The 23,418-nt window shown below is 68.0% G+C and carries 22 protein-coding genes and 2 tRNA genes; 21 read left to right on the top strand and 3 right to left on the bottom strand.

Annotation, left to right across the window (positions count from 1 at the left end; genetic code table 11):
- Positions 1–7: 7 nt before the first annotated feature.
- The 8 genes from C563_RS0108210 (at position 8) to mctP (ending at position 5,374) form a co-directional block, all read left to right on the top strand.
- Positions 8–247 (top strand): hypothetical protein, encoded by a 240-nt coding sequence (locus C563_RS0108210; protein WP_018761563.1) that lies wholly within the window; start codon positions 8–10, stop codon positions 245–247.
- Positions 248–302: 55 nt separating this feature from the next.
- Positions 303–917 carry a nicotinate-nucleotide adenylyltransferase gene (nadD, locus tag C563_RS0108205; protein WP_018761562.1) on the top strand — a complete coding sequence of 205 codons (615 nt, stop codon included), beginning with the start codon at positions 303–305 and terminating at the stop codon, positions 915–917.
- Between the two features lie 7 nt (positions 918–924).
- Entirely contained in the window at positions 925–2,214 is a 1,290-nt protein-coding gene (locus C563_RS0108200) for a hypothetical protein (RefSeq protein ID WP_018761561.1), read from the top strand.
- 43 nt (positions 2,215–2,257) lie between these two features.
- A complete protein-coding gene (gene rsfS / locus C563_RS0108195; protein ID WP_026264528.1) occupies positions 2,258–2,659 on the top strand; it encodes a ribosome silencing factor in 402 nt (133 codons plus the stop codon).
- A 117-nt stretch (positions 2,660–2,776) separates the two neighbouring features.
- Positions 2,777–2,849 (top strand) — tRNA-Ala (locus C563_RS0108190).
- A gap of 196 nt (positions 2,850–3,045) precedes the next feature.
- A tRNA-Ala gene (locus tag C563_RS0108185) sits at positions 3,046–3,118 on the top strand.
- 205 nt (positions 3,119–3,323) lie between these two features.
- Positions 3,324–3,701, top strand: a complete 378-nt coding sequence (locus C563_RS20985; protein WP_018761559.1) for a DUF3311 domain-containing protein — start codon at positions 3,324–3,326, stop codon at positions 3,699–3,701.
- Entirely contained in the window at positions 3,698–5,374 is a 1,677-nt protein-coding gene (gene mctP, locus C563_RS0108175; protein ID WP_018761558.1) for a monocarboxylate uptake permease MctP, read from the top strand. Before C563_RS20985 ends, mctP begins: the two co-directional genes overlap by 4 nt.
- A gap of 20 nt (positions 5,375–5,394) precedes the next feature.
- Here mctP and C563_RS0108170 read toward each other — a convergent pair whose 3' ends face one another.
- Positions 5,395–6,717, bottom strand: a complete 1,323-nt coding sequence (locus C563_RS0108170; RefSeq protein WP_018761557.1) for a class I SAM-dependent methyltransferase — start codon at positions 6,715–6,717, stop codon at positions 5,395–5,397.
- A gap of 46 nt (positions 6,718–6,763) precedes the next feature.
- Here C563_RS0108170 and C563_RS0108165 point away from each other — a divergent pair, with 46 nt between their 5' ends.
- From C563_RS0108165 to C563_RS0108140, 6 genes are all read left to right on the top strand, one after another.
- A complete protein-coding gene (locus tag C563_RS0108165; protein ID WP_018761556.1) occupies positions 6,764–7,846 on the top strand; it encodes an FAD-dependent oxidoreductase in 1,083 nt (360 codons plus the stop codon).
- Positions 7,847–7,896: 50 nt separating this feature from the next.
- Positions 7,897–9,054, top strand: a complete 1,158-nt coding sequence (locus tag C563_RS0108160) for a class I SAM-dependent methyltransferase (RefSeq protein WP_018761555.1) — start codon at positions 7,897–7,899, stop codon at positions 9,052–9,054.
- A gap of 220 nt (positions 9,055–9,274) precedes the next feature.
- Positions 9,275–10,474, top strand: coding sequence for an ROK family transcriptional regulator (locus C563_RS0108155; RefSeq protein WP_018761554.1), 1,200 nt, complete (start codon positions 9,275–9,277; stop codon positions 10,472–10,474).
- A gap of 7 nt (positions 10,475–10,481) precedes the next feature.
- Positions 10,482–11,831, top strand: coding sequence for an extracellular solute-binding protein (locus tag C563_RS0108150; RefSeq protein WP_018761553.1), 1,350 nt, complete (start codon positions 10,482–10,484; stop codon positions 11,829–11,831).
- Between the two features lie 2 nt (positions 11,832–11,833).
- On the top strand, positions 11,834–12,715 hold the full coding sequence (locus C563_RS0108145) for a carbohydrate ABC transporter permease (RefSeq protein ID WP_018761552.1): 882 nt from the start codon (positions 11,834–11,836) through the stop codon (positions 12,713–12,715).
- The gene (locus C563_RS0108140) at positions 12,712–13,569 is read left to right on the top strand and encodes a carbohydrate ABC transporter permease (protein ID WP_026264525.1); all 858 of its coding nucleotides are present in this window, start codon (positions 12,712–12,714) and stop codon (positions 13,567–13,569) included. Before C563_RS0108145 ends, C563_RS0108140 begins: the two co-directional genes overlap by 4 nt.
- Here the strand turns inward: C563_RS0108140 and C563_RS0108135 are convergent.
- Positions 13,566–13,793 carry a hypothetical protein gene (locus C563_RS0108135; protein WP_018761550.1) on the bottom strand — a complete coding sequence of 76 codons (228 nt, stop codon included), beginning with the start codon at positions 13,791–13,793 and terminating at the stop codon, positions 13,566–13,568. The two genes, C563_RS0108140 and C563_RS0108135, sit on opposite strands and share 4 nt — an antisense overlap.
- 110 nt (positions 13,794–13,903) lie before the next feature.
- Here C563_RS0108135 and C563_RS0108130 point away from each other — a divergent pair, with 110 nt between their 5' ends.
- From C563_RS0108130 to metE, 7 genes are all read left to right on the top strand, one after another.
- A complete protein-coding gene (locus C563_RS0108130) occupies positions 13,904–14,911 on the top strand; it encodes an AAA family ATPase (protein ID WP_018761549.1) in 1,008 nt (335 codons plus the stop codon).
- A 6-nt stretch (positions 14,912–14,917) separates the two neighbouring features.
- Positions 14,918–15,817: a DUF58 domain-containing protein gene (locus C563_RS0108125; protein WP_018761548.1), complete on the top strand. Its 900-nt coding sequence runs from the start codon at positions 14,918–14,920 to the stop codon at positions 15,815–15,817.
- The gene (locus C563_RS0108120) at positions 15,807–16,277 is read left to right on the top strand and encodes a hypothetical protein (RefSeq protein ID WP_018761547.1); all 471 of its coding nucleotides are present in this window, start codon (positions 15,807–15,809) and stop codon (positions 16,275–16,277) included. The genes C563_RS0108125 and C563_RS0108120 overlap by 11 nt, the downstream gene beginning before the upstream one ends.
- The gene (locus tag C563_RS0108115) at positions 16,268–18,250 is read left to right on the top strand and encodes a vWA domain-containing protein (protein WP_155845125.1); all 1,983 of its coding nucleotides are present in this window, start codon (positions 16,268–16,270) and stop codon (positions 18,248–18,250) included. Before C563_RS0108120 ends, C563_RS0108115 begins: the two co-directional genes overlap by 10 nt.
- Positions 18,247–18,960: a hypothetical protein gene (locus C563_RS0108110; RefSeq protein ID WP_018761545.1), complete on the top strand. Its 714-nt coding sequence runs from the start codon at positions 18,247–18,249 to the stop codon at positions 18,958–18,960. The genes C563_RS0108115 and C563_RS0108110 overlap by 4 nt, the downstream gene beginning before the upstream one ends.
- Before the next feature lie 332 nt (positions 18,961–19,292).
- A complete protein-coding gene (locus C563_RS0108105; protein ID WP_018761544.1) occupies positions 19,293–20,258 on the top strand; it encodes a methylenetetrahydrofolate reductase in 966 nt (321 codons plus the stop codon).
- Positions 20,259–20,320: 62 nt separating this feature from the next.
- Positions 20,321–22,663 (top strand): 5-methyltetrahydropteroyltriglutamate--homocysteine S-methyltransferase, encoded by a 2,343-nt coding sequence (gene metE / locus C563_RS0108100; protein WP_018761543.1) that lies wholly within the window; start codon positions 20,321–20,323, stop codon positions 22,661–22,663.
- Between the two features lie 28 nt (positions 22,664–22,691).
- Here metE and C563_RS0108095 read toward each other — a convergent pair whose 3' ends face one another.
- Complete coding sequence (locus tag C563_RS0108095; RefSeq protein ID WP_018761542.1) at positions 22,692–23,408, bottom strand: hypothetical protein; 717 nt, start codon at positions 23,406–23,408, stop codon at positions 22,692–22,694.
- Positions 23,409–23,418: the final 10 nt, after the last annotated feature.

Below are 23,418 nucleotides of genomic sequence, written 5' to 3'. Positions count from 1 at the left end.
GGAGAAAATGCTGCTCCAGCAGATCGTCACGTCCATCGCCGCGGCAGGCGACGCAGCCCATGAGGAGCCCGCCCCGCTGCTGGCAGAGCCGTGGGTCTTCGGCGTGTCAATGTTCGCCATCCTGGTGGTCCTGATGTTCATCACGCTGTCCTACAACAACCTGGGCAACCGGCACGCGGCCACCGAAGAGCACGCGGATCCGCACCGCCAGCACCCCAACAAGCACGATCGCGGGCAGGGCCACTAACATTTCGCACAACCTGCACCGCAATGGTGCCCGGGGAAGGCTGCGGCTTGGTGTCATGGGTGGGACGTTCGATCCCATCCACCATGGGCACCTGGTGGCGGCCAGCGAGGTCGCGGCCGAATTCGACCTCGACGAGGTGGTCTTCGTGCCTACCGGGCAGCCATGGCAAAAGTCCCATAAACAGGTCAGCGAGCCTGAGCACCGTTACCTGATGACCGTGATCGCCACGGCCTCCAATCCACGTTTCACCGTCAGCAGGGTCGACGTGGACCGGCCGGGTCCCACGTACACCATCGACACCCTGCGCGACCTCCGGGCCCAGCGGCCGGACGCCGACTTGTTCTTCATCACGGGTGCTGACGCCTTGGCGCAAATCCTGTCCTGGAAAGACATTGACGAGCTCTGGTCGCTGGCCCACTTCGTGGGAGTCACCCGCCCGGGGCACGTCCTGGACGGGATGGGCCGTAAGGACGTCAGTCTCCTGGAAGTGCCTGCCATGGCCATTTCGTCCACGGATTGCCGTGCCCGCGTGGCAGCGAACCATCCGGTGTGGTATCTGGTCCCGGACGGGGTGGTGCAGTACATCGCCAAGTACGACCTCTATGCCGATCCGCCGGCAGGCGCGGATGAACCACTTTCCGAAGCACGCGAACCAGCCAGTACTGAATGAGTTCTCAATGAGTCAGGAACAGCCTCCCATCCGCAGCCGCCGGGAACTCCGGAAGGCCAGGGACGCCCAACAGGGCACCCCGGCCATCACGGAGCAACGCCCGCCTGCCGCGAATCGGCCGGCCGAGGGTGCGCCCGAACCTGCCAGGCGGGCACCTGCCGCGCAGGACCCTGCGGTCCGCCCTGCCTCGACCGCAAGCGCCGAGCCTGTCGCGCGTCCAGAGGCTGTTCCAAGCCAGTCCGCCCCCCAGCGCTCATCCCAGATCCGTGCCCGCGACCGCGCCGCATTGCGCACCATCAAGGAGCTCGAAGAGAAGGAGGGGCAGCTGTCCGCCGGCGGTCCGCCCACCCGGCGCCAGCTGCGGTTGCAGCAGCTCAAGGAGCAGGCACTGACGGCCGCCAATCCAGTGGTTCCACCCGCGGCCGGCCCAACCTCCCCGCCGGCCGCCGGAGCTCCTGCGCCCACAGCCAAGCCGGCCGGCGGAAAGAACAGTGCGCCAGGTGACACCGTCAACCCGGGACCTACGACGGAAGCCGGCAGTTCCGCCCCGGACGGCATGACCGTGGAGCAGGCCCTGGAAGCACGGGCCCTCATCGCCGCACAGGCGCGGAACCAGATCGCCAAAATGGAGCACATCGCCTCCCAGGACCCCGAAGCGGTGGACCCGGAAATCCTCGCCGAACAGATCGCGCTGGCCGAGAGGGCCGCTGTCATGAACCGGCGGGCGATGGCCCGGCAAAAACTCGCCGAACAGGCGGGAGGCCAGGCCCAAGCCGCAGATCCCGCGAAGCAGGCAGCGGTTGCGGGCACCCAGGACAAATCCGGCCCATCCACTGCCAGCAACCTTGCCATGGTCACGCCGCTTGAGTTCGTCCAGGTGCCCGGCGTGGAGCGCCCGGTGATGAAACCGCCGGCAACTTCGCATGTTCCGGTCACCACCCGGCCCGGTACGAAGGTCCAGGCGGGCGGCAAACGCCGGCCGGCAGCCCGTACCAAAGCAGCGCCAGCCGAGTCCGGCACCGGCCGGTCCCAGGTGATTGCCAGGGCCGAAGCGGCCGCAAAGGCGGCCGGCCGGCCCAAACCGGCTGCACGGCCGGAGGGCCAGTCCGAAGACCTCTTCGAAGACCTGCCCCGGGTACCCGCACGGTCCGCCTACGGCCTTGATCCGCTGGACGCAGCAACAGCAGGGCTCACCAGGGCGCGGCGCAACCGGGTCCTCCAGTTCTGCATCCTCGCGTTCGGGATCCTGGCACTGGTTGCCGGCATCATCCTGATCGTCACCGGCATGTCCCGCTGATCCCACCAGCGGCAACAAACACTTAACCCAAACAAGGAGTCCCGTGACTGCAACACAAACGTCCATCGCCATGGCCCGTACGGCCGCCAAGGCTGCCGCTGACAAGATAGCCCACGACATCGTGGCCCTTGACGTGAGCGAACGGCTGGCCCTGGCCGACGTCTTCCTCATCGCCTCTGCACCCAGCGAACGCCAGGTCAACGCGATCGTGGACGGCATCGAGGAAGAACTTGCCAAGCAGGACCTCCGCCCGGTGCGCCGCGAGGGCCGCTCCGGTGGCCGGTGGGTGCTCCTGGATTACTCGGACATCGTCATCCACGTCCAGCACGAGGAAGACCGCGTGTTCTACGCCCTCGAGCGGCTCTGGAAGGACTGCCCGGTGGTGGACCTGCAGCTCGGCGACGACGTCCCCGCCCAGGCCGGTGCGGCGGCCGACGGCGAGTAGGCGAGACGCCAGATCCCTGAATATTCCCGATTTGGAATTTTCGGAATTGCTGTTCTAAGATATTTGAGTTGCTTCGGGGGAGACCCCGAACAAAGCTTCTCGGAGCGGCAACATTCCGGGGCTGTGGCGCAGCTGGTAGCGCACCTGCATGGCATGCAGGGGGTCAGGGGTTCGAGTCCCCTCAGCTCCACCGGACTTCCGCCGGAACCATCACGGTTCCGGCGGATTTTTTTGTTCTGCGTTGTTCGCGGCCGCCGCCGGGGCAGCTTTCGGCGGTGGTCCATCGCCGCCGGTGCGGCAGGAAAAGCCCGATTGGCGTCCAGCGGAAAAGTGCATTACTCTGGTCAGGTTGCTCCGGGGAAATCAACCGAAGGAACGCGAAGTACGGGGCTGTGGCGCAGCTGGTAGCGCACCTGCATGGCATGCAGGGGGTCAGGGGTTCGAGTCCCCTCAGCTCCACCGTGCAAAGTAGGAAAAAGGGAACCATCACCTGGTGATGGTTCCCTTTTTTCATTGCTCCCTGGAAGCGGGCCGGCCCAGGTGCAAAACCCTTCCCGCGCAGGTCAAACCGGCGTACAACTGATCATGGAGGGCACAGCGTCCCGCCGCTGGTCTTCATTCACCAGAGTCCAGCCCCGGGACGTCGCTGACGAGGAGGTCGCAGATGTCCCAGGCGAATGAGTCCGGTTACGGTGCGAATGGCGAAGGGGTTCCCCACGGGACGCCGCTGTCGCGTGATACAGCCATCCGGGGACCGGCCAGGCCGGCTCCGTATATTGGGGCCGGCCTCCTGCTGGCGGCAGCCATTCTCCTCCCGCTGATGCCGCAGCTGTACTCCTTTGACGCACCCCGGCTGGGCGGCATGCCGTTTTTCTACTGGTACCAGCTGGCGTGGGTGCCAATTTCCGCCGTGCTGACCGGCACAGCCTATTGGCTGGTCACCAGGGAAGACCGACGACGGCGGGCTGAAGCACGGGCCGGCGGCCCGCCGAGGGCGGGTGGCGCCTCCGCCCGGCCCGGCCGGGGAGGGGACCGGCCATGAACGGGCGCGAAATCAACTGGACCGCCCTGGTCATCGTTGTGCTGCTGTTCGTCGTCGTGGCCGTGATGGGGTTCCTCGCTGCCAAGTGGCGGCGCGGAACCGAAGTGGAGGGCCTGCACAGCCTTGACGAGTGGGGCCTGGGCGGCCGCGGGTTCGGAACCTGGATCACCTGGTTCCTGCTGGGCGGTGACCTTTACACCGCCTACACCTTTGTGGCGGTCCCGGCGGCCATGTGGGCCACGGGCGCGGTCAGCGGCTTCTTCGCCGTCCCCTACACGATCGTCCTCTACCCGATCATCTTCATCATCATGAGCCGGCTGTGGTCGGTCTCCCACCGCCACGGCTACGTCACCTCGGCCGACTTCGTGGGCGGCCGGTACGGCAGCCGCTGGCTTTCCCTGGCGGTGGCAGTCACCGGAATCGTAGCCACCATGCCGTATATCGCGCTGCAGCTTGTCGGCATCAAGGCGGTGCTCACGGTCCTGGGCCTGGGCAGCTCCGGCAACGTGCTGTTGACCGACCTGCCATTGATCCTGGCTTTCGTGGTCCTGGCCGCCTACACGTACACCTCGGGGCTGCGTGCACCGGCGATGATCGCCGTGGTCAAGGACCTGCTGATCTACCTCGCCGTCATCGTGGCCGTGATCTACCTGCCCATCAAGTTTGGTGGCTGGGACACGATCTTCAATTCCGCGCAGGCCAAACTGGGCACCGTCAACCAGGCCACGGGCAAGCCGGCCGGCGTCTTCATTCCAGGCGCCGCCAACTACTCCGCATACTGGTCACTCGCCCTTGGTTCAGCCATGGCACTGTTCATGTACCCGCACTCCGTGACGGCCGTGCTGGCCTCGAAGGCACGGAACACCATCCGCCGCAACGCCGCGATCCTCCCGCTGTATTCGCTGATGCTCGGCTTCCTGGCCCTGCTGGGATTCGTGGCCATCCAGGCCGGGACCAAGCCCATCGACCTGGATGGATCGGTCAACCCGCAGCTGGTGGTCCCTCAGTTGTTCCTTGACCACTTCCCGGCCTGGTTCGCGGGAATCGCGCTGGCCGCCATCGCCATCGGTGCCCTGGTGCCGGCAGCGATCATGTCGATCGCCGCCGCGAACATGTTCACCCGCAACATCTACCGCGACTTCATCCGGCCCGACGTGGACGCCAGGACCGAAGCGAAAGTATCCAAGATCGTCTCCCTGGTGGTGAAGGTGGGCGCATTGGTCTTCGTCATCGCCATGGACCAGTCCGCCGCCATCAACATGCAGCTGCTGGGCGGCATCTGGATCCTGCAAACGTTCCCGGCGGTAGTGGCCGGCCTGTACACCCGCTGGTTCGACCGGTGGGCCCTCCTGGCCGGCTGGGCAGTGGGCATCGTATTCGGAACAGTCTCCGCCTATAACGTGGTCAACCCTGTCACCAAGGCGCACTTTGGTGGCTCGGTGGCCGCCTTCCCGGGGACGGACTTCAGCGTGTACATCGCGGTGTCCGCGTTCGCGCTCAACCTGGTGGTCGCCGTCGTCCTGACCGTGGTGCTGCGGGCACTGAAGGTCCGGACGGGGGAGGACCTGACGCGGCCCACGGACTACGCCGCCGATGAGACCGACCCGAAGGTCGTGCAGATCGAGCAGACCCAGCATTACACCCAGCCGGGCGGCCCGTCGCCAGTGGCCTAGCCGCCCATCCGGGCCTGGTGTCACAACCAGTCGTGGCGGCGCAGTGGCGGCTCAGCCCCGCCCGGCCGGCGGGCAAGGACCTGGTTGACGCCGGTCAGCCCGTTTTCGAAGCCCAGGGCGCTGGCCGCCATGTAGAGGCGCCATACCCTGGCGCGCCCCGCCCCGGCGAGGGCTACCGCTTCGTCCCAGTTCTCTTCCAGTCGCCGGACCCAGGCCCGGAGGGTCAGGGCATAGTGGCGGCGGAGGGCCTCGACGTCGAGGACTTCGAACCGGGCTGTTTCCAAGGCGGCCACCATCTCGCCCAGGCTGATCATTTCCCCATCGGGGAAAACGTACCGGGGAATGAACGAGTCGGGATCGGGGCTGGTGGGGCCGGCATTCCAGGAGATGGCGTGGTTCAGCAGCCGGCCGCCGGGCTTGAGCAGCCCGAAGAGCGCTGCGGCGTAGGCGGGGGTCTGGGCCCGGCCCACGTGCTCGGACATGCCAATGGAGCTGATGGCGTCGAACGGTCCGTCGTGCACATCCCGGTAGTCCTGCACCCGGATCTCCACGCTGCCGGTGAGGCCGGCATCTGCAGCCCGCTTGGCGGCCAGGGCGGCCTGTTCCGTCGACAGCGTCACCCCCACCACGCTGACCCCGTACCTGGCGGCCGCGTGGAGGGCGAAGCTGCCCCAGCCGCACCCCACGTCCAGGACCCGCATCCCGGGCTGGAGGCCCAGTTTGCGGCAGACCAGGTCCAGTTTGGCCTCCTGCGCGGCGTCCAGGCCCACGTCCGGCGCCTGCGGATCCGGCGCGCCGGCGGCCGGCCATACCGCGCAGGAATAGACCATGGAGGATCCCAGCACCAGGGCATAGAAATCATTGCCGACGTCGTAGTGATGGGAGATGGCGGCAGAATCCCGGCCCCGGGAATGCATCCGGCCCTTCCGTGCAATGCGGGCCTCCTCCGGCGGCGGAACCGGGTTGGGACCCACCGCGCCCAGCCTGACCGCAGTCCGTGCCAGCAGCAACAGTTCGCGGGCAGTGGGCGGACGGAAGGGGCCGGGCTCGGCAAACTTCCCTGCCGAGCTCAGTGCCCCGAAGGCCGCGAACACGTCTCCCGGAGCGTCGATCTCACCCGCTACATACGCCCGGCTCAGTCCCAGTTGCCCCGGTGACCACAGCATCCGCCGGAGTGCCCGGCGTGACCTGAACTCCAGGACCGGGGCGTCCGCGGGCCCGGCCTCGGAGCCATCCCAGGCCCTCAGGCGCAAGGGGATCCGATCCGTCCCCAGCACCACCCCCAACGCTGTTGCCAGCCGGTCAGCATGTCCCGTGGCCTTGGTGGCTCCCGCAGTGTCCATGGGCCCACCCTAAGGCTGTGCTGCCCTCCGCGACTATCATTGGGGAGTGATTCCTGAGCCGACCGATGTGGTGGTCATCGGGGCGGGCCAGGCCGGCCTGTCCGCCGCCTACCACCTGCAGCGCCGGGAATTCGATTTTGCGGTGCTCGACGCCGAGGACGGTCCGGGCGGTGCCTGGCGGCATCGGTGGAAGAGCCTGCGCATGGCAACGGTCAACGGAATCAGCGACCTGCCGGGGATCCCCAAACCGGACGTCGATCCAACCGAGCCCAGCTCCCAATTCCTGACCCGCTACTTTGGCGGCTACGAGGCCGCCCTGGGCCTTGCCGTGCACCGGCCCGTCAAAGTGCGTGCTGTCCGGCGGGAAGACGAGGACCCGGCCGGACGGCTGAGGGTGGAGACGTCCGACGGCGTCTGGAGCGCCAAGGCCCTCATCAACGCCACCGGCACCTGGACCCGCCCGTTCTGGCCCATCTACCCGGGCCGGTCCTCATTCCGCGGCCGGCAGCTGCACGTTGCCGACTACGTCTCCGCCGCTGAATTCACGGGCAAGCACGTGATTGTGGTGGGCGGCGGCATCTCCGCCGTCGGCCTGCTGGACGAGATTTCCCGCGTGACGTCCACCAGCTGGTTCACGCGCCGGGAACCGGCCTGGCGGGACGCCCCTTTCGATGCCAGGGCCGGGCACGACGCAGTGGCCCTGGTGGAGGACCGTGTCCGCCGGGGCCTCCCGCCGCAAAGCGTCGTATCGGCGACCGGACTCATCTGGACTCCGGCGCTCCGCGCAGCACGGGAGCGCGGCGTCCTTGACCGGCAGCCCATGTTCACGTCCATCGAACCGGACGGAGTCCGCCGCGCCGACGGCAGTTTCCTGAAGGCGGACGTCATCCTGTGGGCCACCGGCTTCAGGGCCGAACTGGAACACCTTGCCCCGCTCCACCTCCGCGGACCGGGCGGCGGGATCGCGATGGAAGGAACCCAGGTGGCAGCTGAGCCGCGCGTCCACCTGGTGGGCTACGGGCCGTCGTCGTCCACCATCGGCGCCAACCGGGCCGGCCGCGCTGCAGTGGCAGCCATCGCGGCACTGCCCGGGATGGCTTCGGCGGCGGAAACGGTAACGTGGGGGTGACTCCGGGGGACCCGGGGCCGGCACGGACGACAGAAGGCGGCAGGACAGCGGTGGCAGCACATACCCTGGCGGAGATTTTCGATGTCCTGCGCCGGCGGCCCGATGTTGAAGCGCCCAACCTCCACGCCTGGGACGCCACGGACCGGCTGCTCCTGGACACCGCTGTGCAGCTTGGCCGGTCCGGCAGCACCATTGCCGTCATCGGTGACCGTTACGGCGCCCTGACCTTGGGCGCCTCCGCAGTCCTCGCCACGGCCTCCCTGCGCGTGCACCAGGACCTGGTGACAGGGGAGCGGGCGCTGCGGTTGAACGCCGCGCAATGCGACGCACAGTTGCCGGGATACGCCGGTGACGGCACGGAGTTCGTCCAGCTGCCCCTCGGGCCTGAGCTCCTGGCAGGCGCGGAAACAGTCCTGCTGCAACTGCCCAAGACCCTGGCGGAGCTGGAGGAGATTGCGGCTGCCGTCGCCCGCCATGCGGCCCCCGGGGTGCTGCTGCTGGCCGGCGGCAGGGTCAAACACATGTCCCTGGGCATGAACGCGGTCCTGGAACGTTTTTTCGCGTCCGTCCAGCCGCAGCTCGCCCGGCGAAAGTCGCGGCTGGTCCTGGCCGCCGGACCAAAGCCGGCCGCACCGCCACGCTTTCCGGTGGTGGAGCATCTCGCCGAGCTGGACCTTGACGTTGCCGCCCACGGCGCTGTCTTCGCCGGCGCCAAATTGGACATCGGCACCCGATTCCTGCTGACGTTCCTGCCCGCCATGAGACCGGCACGGCACGCCGTCGATCTCGGCTGCGGCACCGGCATCCTCGCCGCCATGTACGCCCGCCAGTTCCCTGGCGCCGCCGTGACGGCCACCGACCAGTCCGCGGCCGCCGTGCAGTCGGCCCTCGCCACCGCACGGGCGAACGGCCTGGCGGACCGGATCACTGTCTTGCAGGATGACGCGCTCAGTACCTTCCCCGACGGCGCTGCCGATGCCGTCCTGCTGAACCCGCCCTTCCACGTTGGCGCCGGCGTCCACGCGGGCGCCGGGATCAAGATGATCGAGGCGGCAGGACGCGTCCTGGCCGCCGGCGGGGAGCTGTGGACGGTCTTCAACCGGCACCTTGCCTACCTGCCGGCCCTGGAACGGCACGTCGGACCCACCGTCGTGGAAGGCCTGAATCCTAAATTCACCGTCACGCGAAGCGTCCGCCGTCCCCGCTGATCCGGGCCGGCGGCTGCCACCCGTTGACCGGCACCCACCGCCAACCCGCCGCTGACGTGGACCGTTCCCGCGCCGCGCCGCCGCCCGGCCATGTGGGCGGGCGCCCGCCCGTAACGTACGATTCAAAGCATCACCGTATGCAGGTAGCCGAAGACGTTTAGGGGACACCGTGTCTGAGATCCGCCAATCTTCTCCGAGGCGCGGAACCAACTTGCCCAGGATGGGGGATTTCAACCTCACCGTCATCCTTGACGCGATCCGCAGGACCACCGGCGGTTTGAGCCGCGTGGAACTCGCGCAGATCGTGGGGCTGTCCCCGCAGACCATCTCCAATATTTCCCGGCGCCTGCTGGACCAGAACCTGATCGTGGAAGCCGGCAAAGAGGGCAGCGGACCGGGCAAGCCACGCACCATCCTGCGGCTCAACCCTGGCGGAATGTACGCCCTGGGTGTCCACCTTGACCCGGCAGTGACCACGTTCGTGGTCCTGGACCTGGTGGGGGCGGTGGTCCGGCATTCACGCATCAAGACCCCGGGCGGGAACGATCCCTCCGCCGTCATCACCACCATCGCCGCGGAACTGGCGCAGCTCGTCACCGATTCCGGCGTGGACCGCAGCCGCATCGCAGGCGTGGGCGTGGCCGCTCCCGGCCCCATCGACCTGGACAACGGCACCGTGGTGGACCCGCCGCTGCTGCCGGGCTGGGACCGGGTGGAACTGCGTGAGGCGCTGGCCAGGGCCACCGGCTACTCGGTGCTGGTGGACAAGGACGTCACCAGCGCGGCCGTGGCGGAAACCTGGGCGGGCGGCCCCAGCGGCGCGGGGAGCTTCGTCTTCATGTACATGGGGACCGGCATCGGCTGCGGCATCGTCCTCAACGACGAGGTCATTCGCGGAACCTCCGGCAACGCCGGCGAGATCGGCCACATCGTGGTGGATCCGGACGGCCCTCCCTGCGACTGCGGCCAGCGGGGCTGCGTGAAATCCTCCTGCATCCCGCAGGTGCTGGTGGCGGAGGCGGAGGCGGCCGGCATCCTGGAAGGATCCCCGGCCAGCAGTGCCGCCGAAATCAAGCAGAGCTTCGCCGACCTCTGCGCACGCGCCTACGGCGGGGACGAACGGGCCTCCGCCATCCTGGACAAGTCAGCCGTCCTGGTGGCACGCGCAGTTTCAGTGGTCACCAACACCCTGGATGTTGAACGGGTTGTCTTCGGCGGACCGTTCTGGACCTGCCTGTCCCAACGCTACCTGGAGCTGATCCCGTCCCTCCTGGATACCAACAGCGCCGCCCGCCTGATCCACCCCATCGAGGTTGTGGGCACCGGCGTAGGCGAGGACGTGGGCGCCATCGGCGCAGCATCGCTGGTCCTGGAACATACCCTCGCGCCCCGCGCCCAGCGGCTGCTGCTGGAAAGCTGACCGGACCATGCTTCGCCGGGTATCCGCCACGGTGTCCCTGCTGGCCGCCGCAGCACTGGCCCTCGCCGGCTGTACTCCCGCCGATCCTGCGGGCGGCAAGACGATCAAGGTGGCCTACCAGAAGACGGATTCCTTCACCGCACTGGACACCATGTTCCAGGACGCCAAGAAGGAGTTCGAAGCAGCGCACCAGGGCGTCACCGTTGAACTCCAGCCCATCCAGGCAAACGACGACGACTACGGCACCAAACTGGCCCTCGCGCTCAGGTCGCCTGCCACCGCCCCCGACGTCTTTTACGAAGACACGTTCAAGGTCCGTTCGGACGTGGATGCCGGGTACCTCTTGAACCTGGACAGCCGGCTGGCGGCGTGGAAAGACTGGGACAAGTTCGACGCCGGCGCGAAGGAAGCCGGGAAGGCGGACGACGGCGGCACCTACGCAGTGCCGCTGGGCACCGACACACGGGCCATCTGGTACAACAAGAAAGTCTTTGAAGCCGCGGGCATCGCGCTGCCCTGGCGCCCGGCCACCTGGCAGGACATCCTGGACACCGCCAGGAAGATCAAGGCCTCCAACCCCACCGTGATCCCGTTCAACATGTACGCCGGCAAAGGCACCGGCGAGGGAACAGTGATGCAGGGGTTCTACGAGCTGCTCTACGGCACCGGTGCCGGCCTCTATGACCAGGATGCGAAAAAGTGGGTCGTCGGCTCAGCAGGCTTTAAGGATTCCCTCACCTTCCTCCAGACGCTCTACCAGGAGAACCTCGCAGTGCCGCCTGCCGATGCGCTGGACCCGAACGTCTGGAAGAAGGTGTTCGGGGACTGGTTCCCGAAAGCACAGTTGGGCGCCACCGTGGAAGGCTCCTATACCCCGTCGTTCTGGCAAAAAGGTGGAAGCTACGAATGGCCGGCGTACGCGCAGGACATGGGCGTGGCCCCGTTCCCCACGCGGAACGGCGGGGCACCGGGTGCCGTGAGCATGTCCGGCGGCTGGACCTTGGCCGTGGGCGCGGAAACCAAGCAACCTGACCTCGCCTTCACGTTCCTGACCACGGCGCTGAATGCAAAGAACTCCCTGCAGTTCACGGTCGCCAGTTCACAGATCGCCGTCCGCACCGACGTCGCAGCCGATCCGGGCTACCAGTCCGCCAACCCCTTCGTCAAAGACGTGTCCAGCCTGGTGTCGGTGACCCGTTACCGCCCTGCCACCTCGGACTACCCCCGGATCTCCGCTGCCGTCCAGGAGGCCACCGAAGCCGTCATCACGGGCAAGAGGACCCCGGAGCAGGCGGCCGCCGACTACGACACGGCCGTGGCAGGCATCGTGGGCGGCGACAAGACCGTCCGGAAGTAGCGGTGGCACGCCACCACCAACGTCGGCAGCTCGCCCGCTACCTGCCGGTCCTGCCGGCCATCCTGCTGCTTGCTGTCTTCCTGGCGGGCCCGGTGCTGTGGGCGTTCCAGGCCTCGCTGACCAATGCCGGGTTGACCGGCCGGCATGCCAGGAACCCGGAATGGGTGGGTCTGGAGAACTACCAGCGGCTGTTGCAGGACCCGGTGTTCCCGCTCTCGCTGGCCCTGACGGTGCTGTTCGTGGGCGGCTCCGCCGTTCTGGGCCAGAACGTCCTGGGACTGGCCCTGGCGGTCCTTCTGCGCCGGGCACGGCCCGCAGTCTCGGCGGTGGTGGGTACCGCCGTCGTTGCCGCCTGGGTCTTGCCCGAAATCGTGGCGGCTTTCGCTGCCTACGCCTTCTTCAGCCGCGACGGGACGCTCAACCAGTTGCTCGGCGGGATGGGACTGGCGGAGGTCGACTGGCTCTACGCCGTGCCCATGCTGGCCGTGATCATGGCGAACGTGTGGCGTGGCACCGCCTTCTCCATGCTGGTGTACCGCGCGGCGCTGGGCGGGGTGCCGGCCGAGCTCACCGAAGCGGCACACATGGACGGTGCCGGCGCCTGGCAGCGGCTGGTGTTCATCACCCTGCCGGTGATCCGGGGCAGCATCGCCACCAACCTGATGCTGGTCACGCTGCAGACCCTGGCCGTGTTCACCCTGATCTGGGTCATGACCGCGGGCGGTCCGGCCAACGGCAGCTCCACATTGCCCGTCATGGCCTACCAGGAGGCCTTCAAATTCGGCGATATCGGCTATGGCACGGCGGTCGCCTCGGTGCTGATCCTGATCGGGGCAGTGTTCGGGGCCGCCTATCTTCGACTCTTGCGGGAGCAGAAGCCGTGACCGCCGCACGGACTTCCCTCCGGCCACGGGCCCGCCGCCGTCCGCGGGGGAGCGCGGTGGCGGATGCCGTCCTGCTGGTGATCGGCGCGTGCTTCGTGCTGCCGCTGCTGTGGCTGGTCCTCGGTTCGCTGGACCCGGCCGCCGGGCATGGCACCAAAGTTCCGCTGCGGCCTGCCCTGGACAATTTTTCCGCAGTCCTCACCCCGGAGCTGCTGTTCCGGCCGCTGTGGAACAGCCTGTTGCTTTCTGCAGGGACCGGTGCCGTGACGCTGGCAGCGGCCGTATTGGCTGCCTATCCGCTCTCCCGTTTCCGGTCGCGGTTCAACACCCCGTTCCTCTACGGCATCCTGTTCGGCACCTGCCTGCCGGTGACGGCCATCATGGTTCCGGTGTACGGATTGTTCGTTCAGCTTCAGCTGTTGGATTCCTTGCCCGCCACAGTGCTGTTCCTGTCCGCGACCAGCCTGCCCATGGCCATCTGGATGACCAGGAACTTCATGGATGCGGTGCCCTTGGCTGTGGAGGAGGCCGCCTGGGTGGACGGGGCATCCCGGCTGGCTGCCTTGCGTTCAATCGTGCTGCCGCTCATGGGCCCGGGCCTGGGCGTGGTGTTTATCTTCGTGTTCATCCAGGCCTGGGGGAACTTCTTCGTACCGTTCGTGCTCCTGCTCTCTGAAGCCAACCAGCCGGCGGCGGTATCGATCTTCAGCTTTTTCGGCCAGTACGGGGCCGTGGCGTATGGCCAGCTGGCCGCCTTCTCCATCCTGTACTCCCTGCCGGTGCTGGCCCTCTACGGCATCGTGGCGCGCGGCGCCGGCAACCCGTTGGCGCTGTCGGGAGCTGTCAGGGGTTAGTCGATGTCCTCCAGCACCACCCCGAAGGGGAGGGTATCGTCCAGGTGGGCTTGGTGTCCGTGGTGGGTGTCCACCACGCGGACGCCGTGCAGTTTGTCCGCCGCGGACTGCATCAGGACCGGCCTGACGGTGTCGACGAACAACTGGTTCTTGCCGGCGAGGTACTCCTTGTAACTGTCTGGAAGCTCGGTCATGGCAAAAGGATAGACCTGCCCGGCCCGCATGGGGAGGGGTGCCCATTGCCGTTCCGGGCCCCGCGGTCTTGGATAAGATGGCGGGCGGGACACGGCCGGCCCGGCCCGCGACTCCATCACCGTCACCAGGGGGAATACCAGTGCTTTCGACCAGCGTGCCCGCAAGAATCGAACCGGCGGAGCTGGCCAGGGCGCAGCAGGTGGTCGCGAACATTTCCCGCAGTTTCGACGCCAAGGTGGTGGGGCAGTCCCGGCTGCGCGAATCGCTCCTGGTGGGCCTGCTGACCGGCGGCCACATCCTCCTCGAAAGCGTCCCGGGACTGGCGAAAACCACCGCGGCGCAAACGGTGGCCGAGGCCGTCAGCGCCGAGTTCCGCCGGATCCAGTGCACCCCGGACCTGCTGCCCAGCGACATTGTGGGAACCCAGATCTACGACGCCGGCAAAGGAACCTTCGTCACCCAGCTGGGTCCGGTGCACGCAAACATCGTGCTGCTGGACGAGATCAACCGCTCCAGCGCCAAGACCCAGAGCGCCATGCTGGAGGCCATGCAGGAACGCCAGACCTCCATCGGCGGCCAGGACTACCGGCTGCCCTCACCGTTCCTGGTCCTGGCCACCCAGAACCCGATCGAGCAGGAAGGCACATACCAGCTCCCCGAAGCCCAAATGGACCGCTTCATGCTCAAGGATGTGCTGGACTACCCCTCGCCTGCGGAGGAAGCGGAGATTATCCGCAGGATCGATGCCGGCATCTTCACCGCGGACCAGAAGCCTGCTGCCGCCGCCTCCCTCGACGCCATCACCGAAATCCAGGCCCTCGCCAGGCGGATCTACATTGATCCTGCGGTGATCAACTACATCGTGGGGCTGGTGTACGTGACCCGGCATGCTTCGCAGTACATCGACTCCCGGCTTGCCGGATTCATCGAATTCGGCGCCAGCCCCCGCGCCAGCATCGCCTTCAGCCAGGCGTCCCGCGCGGTGGCCCTGTTGAATGGCCGCGACCACGTGGTCCCTGAGGACGTCAGGTCGCTGGCCCACCGTGTGCTGCGGCACCGGCTGATCCTGAACTTCGACGCCGTGGCCGAGCAAGTGCCGGTCGAATCGGTGATCGACGCCATTGTCGCAGCCGTCCAGACCCCCTGACCCCGCATGCCAAGCCTGCTCCAGCGCGTGAAGTCGAAGATGGCCATCTTCGCGCACCGGAAAGCCCGGGGAATGCTCGACGGCGAATACGGTTCCGTCTTCCGTGGCCGCAGCCTCGACTTCGATGACCTGCGCGCCTACGTTCCCGGTGACGAGGTCCGCGACATCGACTGGAAGGCCTCGGCGCGCCACGGCTCACCCCTGATCCGGCGCTATGTGGCAGTCCGGAGGCAAACAGTCCTCCTCGTTACCGATACCGGGCGCAACATGGCTGCGGAGGCCAAATCCGGGGAGGCAAAGAAGGACATTGCCATCCTCGCACTGGGAGTCTTGGGCTACCTTGCCCTCCGCCATGGGGATGTGGTGGGCCTGGTCTGCGGCGACTCTTCCACCACCCGGTCCCTGCCCGCTAAGGGCGGTGAGGAGCACCTGGAGCGGCTGCTGAGGCACGTCGACACCAACACCAGGCTGGACGGCCCCCCGAGCAGGCTCCAGGACCAGTTGCAGCACGTGGCCGGCAACGTCAAGGGCCGCCGCCTGTTGTTCGTCGTCGCGGATGAACTGCCCGCTGATGACGCCACGGGCCAGCTCCTCCGCAGGCTCCGCGCGCAGCACGAGATCCTCTGGCTGACGGTCCGGGACGCGGACCTGGCGCCGTCCAGCCAGGAGATACGGGAATCTTCCACCTCCGATTCCTATAGCGTGGCCGATTCCGCGGTCCTGGCCTGGCAGCCTGCGGCGGCGGCCGGCGTGGCGGCCGCCTATGCCACCGCGGCCGCCCAGCGCGATGCGGAGCGCAAGGCCATGCTGCGTGCTGCGGGGATCGTTGAGGGGGATGTGGCCGCCAGCGACGACGTCATGACCGGTCTGTTTGCCCTGCTGGAAAGGCACCGGCGTGCAGGCTGACCCCGGATTCTACGGACCGCTGCCGTACAACCCCGCATGGGTGTGGTGCGGAGCGGCAATCCTGGCCCTGGTGGCCGGCTGGTACGCCTACGTGTGGTTAAGCTCCCGTACCGGCCCCGCTTCCGGTTCCGAACCGGCGCGTCCCGCCCTGACAGACCTCCCGTCGCTCAAGGCCGCCTACCTGCAGCGCATCCGTGACGTGGAACTCGATGCTGCGGCGGGCACCCTCGACGCCCGGGCCGCGCACCAGCAGATCAGCATGCTCCTGCGCGGATTCGTCCGGGACGCCACCGGGGTGGACGCCACCCGGATGACGCAGCAGGACCTGGCGCAGCACCCGCTTCCTGCGGCCGCGGACGCCGTCGAAGCCCTCTACCCGGCCGAATTCGGGCCCGGTCCGCTGCCCTCCGTGGGCGCCTCCGCGGCAAGGACTTCGGCGGTGGTGCGCGCATGGAGTTGATGTTGTGGTGGGTGCTGCTGCCGGCTGCCGCTGCCGTGGCGTGGGCCGTGTGGGCCGGGCTGCGGCGCAACGGACGGGAAGACGTTCGACGCCGTCCGGTGGCCCACGCGGACCGGCTCACCGCGCTGCCGGAATACCAGGCAGCCCTTCGGCGGCACCGGAGATGGCTGCTCGTGGCCGGGACCGCGTGTGCCCTGCTGCTGGCCTCGACGGCGGTGGCTGCTGCCCGCCCCGTGGACGTGGCAACCACCAGGCCGGAGCAGCACAACCGGGACATCATGCTGTGCCTGGACGCATCCGGCTCCATGAGCAACGCCGACGCCGCAGTGGTGGACGTCTTCGCCGGCCTGGCCAGGAAGTTCGACGGCGAGCGGATCGGCCTGACCATTTTCGACAGCAGCGCTATCCAGGTGTTCCCGCTGACGGACGATTACGCTTACGCCCAGGAGCAACTCCAGGCCGCCAAGGACGCTTTCGACGGCAAGCCCGGCAGCTCCGGATTCCTGGACGGCACCTGGAGCGGCCGTGGTTCCTCGCTGATCGGCGATGGCCTGGCGTCCTGCCTGAACAGTTTCCAGGGCGCCACCGGCCCGGGTGCCGCCGGACCGCAGCGCTCGCGGTCGATAGTGCTGGCCACTGATAACTTCCTTTCCGGCAAACCCATCATGACCCTGGAGCAGGCGGCGCAACTGGCCAAGGAAAGGTCGGTGCACGTCTACGCCCTGAATCCGGGAGACGTTGACTACGGCGCCGGGACGGACCAGCCGGGCGCCCGGCTGCGGGCTGCGGCGGAGTCTACGGGCGGCTCCTACTACGCCCTGGACAGCCCTGACGCCGTGGCCGGGATCGTGTCCGGCGTCGAAAAGACCGAGGCTGCTGCAATCCAGGGAGCGCCGCGGGCCGTGCTGACGGAGGTTCCCGGAGTACCGCTGGCCACCGCAGCTCTGTCAGCACTGGTACTCTGCGCTGCACTGTGGCAGGTGCAGCCACCGCTGAGGCGCGGCCGGCATGGCACGCCGCCACGTCCCGCCGGGCCGGGGCGCCGTGCATGGTTCAGGCGTTCCGCCGTCGTCCTGCTCGTCGGGGCAGCAGCCCTGCGGCCCGGCCTGCCCGGCGGTAACGTGCCGGCCGCCTCGACGGACCTCAACGTGTTCTTCGTGGTGGACACCACCACCAGCATGGTGGCCGAGGACTACGGCGGCGCAACCCCGAGGCTGGAAGGCGTCCGCAAGGACATCAAGGCCATTGCGGAACAGCTGCCGGGCGCGCGATTTTCAGTCATCACCTTCGACACCACCGCCCATGTCCGGATGCCGTTGAGCACCGATACCCTGGCCCTTGAGACCATCACCGATGTCCTCGAGCCCCAAGTCACCGCGTACGCCAAGGGCAGCAGCATCACCGCCGCCAGGCAGGTCCTCGCAGAGCGGCTGGCCGCCGCCCGGGACAGCCACCCCGGCCGCCCGCGGCTGGTGTACTACCTGGGTGACGGGGAACAGACCAGCGGCACGGAACCGGAGGCAATGGCGTTCGACGCCGGACTGGTGGCTGGGGGAGCGGTCCTCGGCTATGGCACGGCGGAGGGCGGCCGGATGAAGGAAAACTCCGGCCTGGACGCCGGCGACGGCTCTGCCGGCGGCGCTGCGACAGGACCGCACGGCGGATATGTCCAGGACAACGGCGCAGGGGACGCACGCTCCGTCATCGACGAGGGACGGCTCCGGACCATTTCGGCGCAACTGGGCGTACCGTACGTGCATCGGGACGCGGGCGCCCCGGTGGCGGACATGATGCGGCAGGCGCACCCGGGAAAGGCGGAACACTCGGACGGCGACGGTTCCGTCGCGGCCCGGACCGAGGTGTATTGGCTGTTGGCCGCCGGTGCGTTCCTGCTGGCCCTGCCCGAAGCGGCGGCGGTCCTGCGCCGGCTGCGTGGCCTCCCGCGGCCGGCACGGGCGGAGGCCGCACGGTGAGGCCTCCGGTCCGCCGCCGTCGCCTGCTGCTCTGGTCGCTGCTGCCGGTGCTCCTGGCGCTGTGCGTGGCGGCAAAGCTCCTCAGCCTCGGCGTCCTCGCCGAGCATGCTGCCGTACGGTACGCGGCCGGGGACGCCGCCGGCGTGGACGCCGCCGCCGGTGGCCTCGGCGTGGCCAACGTGGTGGAGCCGCACAAAGCGCCGTTCGCTGCCGGCGGCGCTGCGGTGCTGCGCGGAGACTACGGGGCCGCCCGGACCGACTTCGAAACGGCGCTCCGCACTGTCCCGGCCGGTTCCGGGGATGAATGCCTGATCAGGGTCAACCTGGCCCTGGTGATCGAACGCCTTGGTGACGAACGGCTGGAGGCCGGGGATCCGGCGTCGGCCGCTGCCCTGTACCAGGCCGCACTGTCCGCGGCGAAGGAGGCACCGGGTTGCTTGTCGCCGGACGCGCCAGCCGGGGCCGGTGGACGGTTGGGGCAAGCCGCCGAACGGCTGGAAGGAAAGCTTAGCTCGGCCGCCCAAGCGCCAGGCCCAACAGTGGCACCATCGACGGAGCCCGCGCCGGACCCTTCGGCAGAGGCGCGGCAAAGCCAGCTGGACCAACTTCGGGACAGTGCGCGGCAGGCCGAGCGGGAACGGAACAGCGGCCGTGAACGCGAGCAATACCTGGACGACTCCAGCGGAACGGCGCCGGACCGGCCCTGGTAGGGCTGGCCCGCCGGCGAAGGAAATTCTGCAGCGGGTGTGGAACACGCCGTAAAACTGCGTCTTATTCGGTTGCCGACTTGAATGCACCCTCCGTGCCCCCATAGAGTCGTAGACAAGTTACCGCGGTAACGTGTCAGCGATCCTCCGTTCCGGAGGGTGTGGGTGCCCCCATGTGGGCCTGACATTTGCTCACGGACTACTTCATTCCAGGCGTAACAGTCGCGGCTGCGTCCTCAATGGAGTCCCTCCGTGTTCCCCAAACTCAATTCATTGCGGGTTTCCCTGTAGATTTACCGGCAGGCAACCCCAGTGGCCCAAAGCCAAGGACGCAAATGTCACCACCAAGCCTCATTGAAGCACACCCAAACCTCTCGGACACCGCCCCGGTGGCACTGTCCTATGAGCTGTTCCCGCCGCGCTCCCCGGCCGCCGCCGAGACGCTCTGGACCACCATCCGTGAACTCGAGACCACGGCGCCCGACTACGTCTCCGTGACGTACGGTGCCAGCGGATCCAACCGTGACACCGCCGTCGAACTCATTAACCGGCTCCTGCTCGAGACCACCCTCCGGCCGCTGGCACACCTGACCTGCGTTGGAAACACGCCGCAGGAGCTGGCCGGAATCATCGGCGAACTGCTGGACATCGGAGTGCGGGGCATCCTCGCGCTGCGGGGCGACCTGCCCAAGGACGGCGTCCGGCCCTCCGACGGTGCACTGCGGTACGCCCAGGACCTGATCGAGCTGATCAGGCGGGTGGAGCAGCGGCGTTCAGCCCTGCTCTGCGCCGGAAAGATCGCCGTCGGCGTGGCCGCGTATCCCTCCCGGCACCCGGAATCGCCCAGCGAGGAACACGACGTCGAGGTGCTGCTGGCCAAGCAGCGTTCCGGCGCCGACTTCGCCATCACCCAGGTGTTCTTCGAGACCGAGCAGTACGCGAACCTCCTCACCAGGGCACGCCGCGCCGGGGTCACCATCCCGATCATCCCCGGCGTCATGCCGCTCACCAGCCTCCGCCGGCTCACCCGGCTCGGTGAACTGGCCGGCGTCGAACCGGCACCCGCACTGATGGAACGCCTGGCCGCCGCCGACAGCGACCTCGAACGCCTCCACATCGGCGTCGACGCCACGGTGGACCTGGCCAATGCCGCCCTGGATGCCGGAGCCCCCGGTATCCACCTCTACACCTTCAACGAGCACCAAAGCGCGCTCGAAGTGCTGGACAAGCTGGCCCTGCCGCGCCACAGCCGCCTGGGCACCCGCCGGGACTCCGCCGCCCGGCCCCAGCTCGCCAGCTGAGCACTTCCCGGCCGAACCCCACAAACCACCCCCGCACGCTCCACACTTCCTAGGAGAACTCCATGCCTGAACTGACCGCGCCCAAAAACACCCCGTTCCCGTCGGCATCGCTGCTCGGCTACCCGCGCATCGGCCGCCGCCGCGAACTCAAGAAGGCCGTTGAAGCCTACTGGGCAGGCAAAATTGATGCTGCCGCCCTCGACGCTGCCGCCAAGGACATCCAACTGACCATCGCCCGGCGCCTGCAGGACCTTGGCCTGACCGAAGCCGCCGCCGTGCCGGGGACGTTCTCCTACTACGACCAGGTCCTGGACACCACCGCCCACCTGGGCGCCGTCCCGGCCCGCTTCGGCAAGCTCCTCGACGCCGAGGGCCGCCTGGACATCGACGCGTACTTCACCCTGGCCCGCGGCAACAAGGACCAGCAGCCGCTGGAAATGACCAAGTGGTTCGACACCAACTACCACTACCTGGTCCCGGAGATCGGCCCGGAGACTGAATTCACCCTTGCCTCCACCGCCAAGGTGGACGAGTTCGCGTTCGCGCTGGAGAACGGCATCGAGACCCGCCCCTACATCGTGGGTCCGGTCACCTACCTGCTGCTGTCCAAGGCGTCAGACGACGCACCGGCCGGCTTTGCGCCGCTGTCGCGGCTGGCGGACATCCTCCCCATCTACGTCCAGCTCCTCGAACAGCTCGCTGCCGCCGGCGCCAGCTGGGTCCAGCTCGACGAGCCCGCCCTGGTGGTCGACCAGGACCTCCCTGCCGCCCAGATCGAAGCCGCGGTTGCCCGGGCCTACGAGGTACTGACCGCTGCGGCCAACCGCCCGCAGATCCTGGTCTCCACCCCGTACGGTTCCCTCGACGGACAGCTTGGTACCCTTGCTGCCACCAACATCGACGCCCTGCACATCGACGTTTTCAAGGGCGCCGTTCCGTCCGCCGCGGCGCTGGCAGGACTGGGCAACAAGACCCTGGTTGCCGGCGTCGTTGACGGGCACAACATCTGGCGCAACGACCTTGCAGCGTCGGCGGCGAAGCTGGACGAACTGAAGGGCGCCGCCGCCAAGGTCGCCGTCTCCACGTCCACCTCCACCCAGCACGTTCCCCACGACGTCGAGGAAGAAACCCAGCTGTCCGCGCAGCTCCGCAGCTGGCTGGCGTTCTCCGACCAGAAAGCCGCCGAAGTCAAGATCCTGGCGTCCTGGCTGGGCGACCCCGCGGCCGCACAGGCAGCCATCGATGACGCCACCGCCGTGATCGCTTCGCGTGCCACCGCCCACGGTGTCCGCCGCCAGGATGTGCGGGCCCGCACCGAAGCATTGACGGCTGCCGACTTCAGCCGTTCCGAATACGCCGTCCGCGAAGCCGCCCAGGAAGCGGCGCTGCAGCTGCCGCCCCTGCCCACCACCACCATCGGATCCTTCCCGCAGACCTCGGAGATCCGTTCCGCCCGTGCCCGCAACACCAAGGGCGAGCTGAGCGACGACCAGTACGAGCGGCTCATGAAGGACGAGATCAAGCGCGTCGTGGACCTGCAGGAAGAGCTGGGCTACGACGTCCTGGTGCACGGCGAGCCCGAGCGCAATGACATGGTCCAGTACTTCGCCGAGAACCTCGAAGGCTTCGACGTCACGGTCCACGGCTGGGTCCAGTCCTACGGCTCCCGCTGCACCCGCCCGTCCATCCTGTGGGGCGATGTCACCCGCAGCGCCCCCATCACGGTCAAATGGGCGGAATACGCCCAGTCCCTCACCGCCAAGCCCATGAAGGGAATGCTGACCGGGCCCGTCACCATCCTGGCCTGGTCCTTCGTACGCGACGACCAGCCGCTGGGCGAGACCGCCAACCAGGTTGGCCTGGCGCTGCGCGATGAGATCGCCGACCTCGAAGCCGCCGGCATCAAGGTCATCCAGGTGGATGAGCCCGCCCTGCGCGAGCTGCTCCCGCTGCGCAAGGCGGACCAGGCCGGTTACCTGAAGTGGTCCGTTGATTCCTTCCGCCTGGCCACCGCCGGTGCCGCAGACGCCACCCAGATCCACACCCACCTCTGCTACTCGGAGTTCGGCGTGATTATCGACGCGATCGACGGCCTTGACGCCGACGTGACCTCCATCGAAGCAGCCCGCTCCCGCATGGAGGTTGTCCACGACCTCGAGTCCCACGGTTTCGGCCGCGGCGTTGGCCCCGGCGTCTACGACATCCACTCGCCGCGCGTTCCGGGCGAAGCCGAAGTCACCGAGCTGCTGTCCACCGCCGTCAAGCACGTCCCGTCCCGCCAGCTTTGGGTCAACCCGGACTGCGGCCTGAAGACCCGTGGCTACGCCGAGACCGAAGAATCCCTGCGCAACCTGGCCAAGGCAACCCAGACGGTCCGCGCCGGCCTGCTGGAAGCGGCCAAGTAGGAAGTTTGAGAAGCGGGCACGCGGCCGGTCACATCACGTGGCCGGCCGTCGCCGGTTTCTTCATCCGCCATGCGCCGACCGTCAGCCACACCGCCGACACCACGATGGCCGCAATGCCCACCAGCGTCGGGACCGCATTGTCGGCGGAGAACCCGGATTCCCCGATAATCCACCCTTGCGCCATATAGGCCAGCCCGGCCAGCGCCATCGCATAACCGGCTGTCCGGGACATTCGGTGCGAAGCGGCCACCACGAAACCCAACAACACCAACGCCGTGCCCAGCAGGATACTTTGATAGCTGCGCATGCCCCATTCCAGCCAGCGGATGCCCTCCGCCGTGGCGAACCGCGAGGCCTTCTCCGGTTCGGGCGAGGCAGCCCAGGCGTCCACCGCCTGTTTCAGGGCCACCCCGTCCACCGCCTGCAGGGCCGCGTACAACGCAATGGCCGCAGCAGCGAAAAGGGCACCAAAGCGTGCGGTCCACGCGAGCGACCGGCGCTGGCCACCGAGCACGGTGCCCAGGCAAACCAGGCCCGCGCCCACCAACGCCATGCCCACGAACTGGCCCAGATGCACGGCGGTCCAGATTCCACTGTTGGCGTAGGCGGTGAAGGATGCCACGTGATCATTCGCGTCGTGGGATTCGGCGTGCAGGACGCCGGCGAGGATCGACACCACGACGCCGGCCAGCAGCAGCGAGGACGCCAGCCGCCGGGTTCCGCGCCTGTCATCAAACACATCCATGGCGCCTGCA

This window comes from Arthrobacter sp. 135MFCol5.1, assembly GCF_000374865.1.
Taxonomy (GTDB): Bacteria; Actinomycetota; Actinomycetes; order Actinomycetales; family Micrococcaceae; genus Arthrobacter.
Note: the sequence above shows the minus strand (reverse complement) of the source record. Positions and strands in the feature narration are given on the sequence as shown.

Coding starts and splice junctions, on each gene's coding strand:
- C563_RS0108210 (WP_018761563.1), top strand. CDS start 8: ATGCTGCTCCAGCAGATCGTCACGTCCATCGCCGCGGCAGGCGACGCA.
- nadD (WP_018761562.1), top strand. CDS start 303: ATGGGTGGGACGTTCGATCCCATCCACCATGGGCACCTGGTGGCGGCC.
- C563_RS0108200 (WP_018761561.1), top strand. CDS start 925: ATGAGTCAGGAACAGCCTCCCATCCGCAGCCGCCGGGAACTCCGGAAG.
- C563_RS20985 (WP_018761559.1), top strand. CDS start 3,324: ATGTCCCAGGCGAATGAGTCCGGTTACGGTGCGAATGGCGAAGGGGTT.
- mctP (WP_018761558.1), top strand. CDS start 3,698: ATGAACGGGCGCGAAATCAACTGGACCGCCCTGGTCATCGTTGTGCTG.
- C563_RS0108170 (WP_018761557.1), bottom strand. CDS start 6,717: ATGGACACTGCGGGAGCCACCAAGGCCACGGGACATGCTGACCGGCTG.
- C563_RS0108155 (WP_018761554.1), top strand. CDS start 9,275: ATGGGGGATTTCAACCTCACCGTCATCCTTGACGCGATCCGCAGGACC.
- C563_RS0108150 (WP_018761553.1), top strand. CDS start 10,482: ATGCTTCGCCGGGTATCCGCCACGGTGTCCCTGCTGGCCGCCGCAGCA.
- C563_RS0108135 (WP_018761550.1), bottom strand. CDS start 13,793: ATGCGGGCCGGGCAGGTCTATCCTTTTGCCATGACCGAGCTTCCAGAC.
- C563_RS0108125 (WP_018761548.1), top strand. CDS start 14,918: ATGCCAAGCCTGCTCCAGCGCGTGAAGTCGAAGATGGCCATCTTCGCG.
- C563_RS0108115 (WP_155845125.1), top strand. CDS start 16,268: ATGGAGTTGATGTTGTGGTGGGTGCTGCTGCCGGCTGCCGCTGCCGTG.
- C563_RS0108105 (WP_018761544.1), top strand. CDS start 19,293: ATGTCACCACCAAGCCTCATTGAAGCACACCCAAACCTCTCGGACACC.
- metE (WP_018761543.1), top strand. CDS start 20,321: ATGCCTGAACTGACCGCGCCCAAAAACACCCCGTTCCCGTCGGCATCG.
- C563_RS0108095 (WP_018761542.1), bottom strand. CDS start 23,408: ATGGATGTGTTTGATGACAGGCGCGGAACCCGGCGGCTGGCGTCCTCG.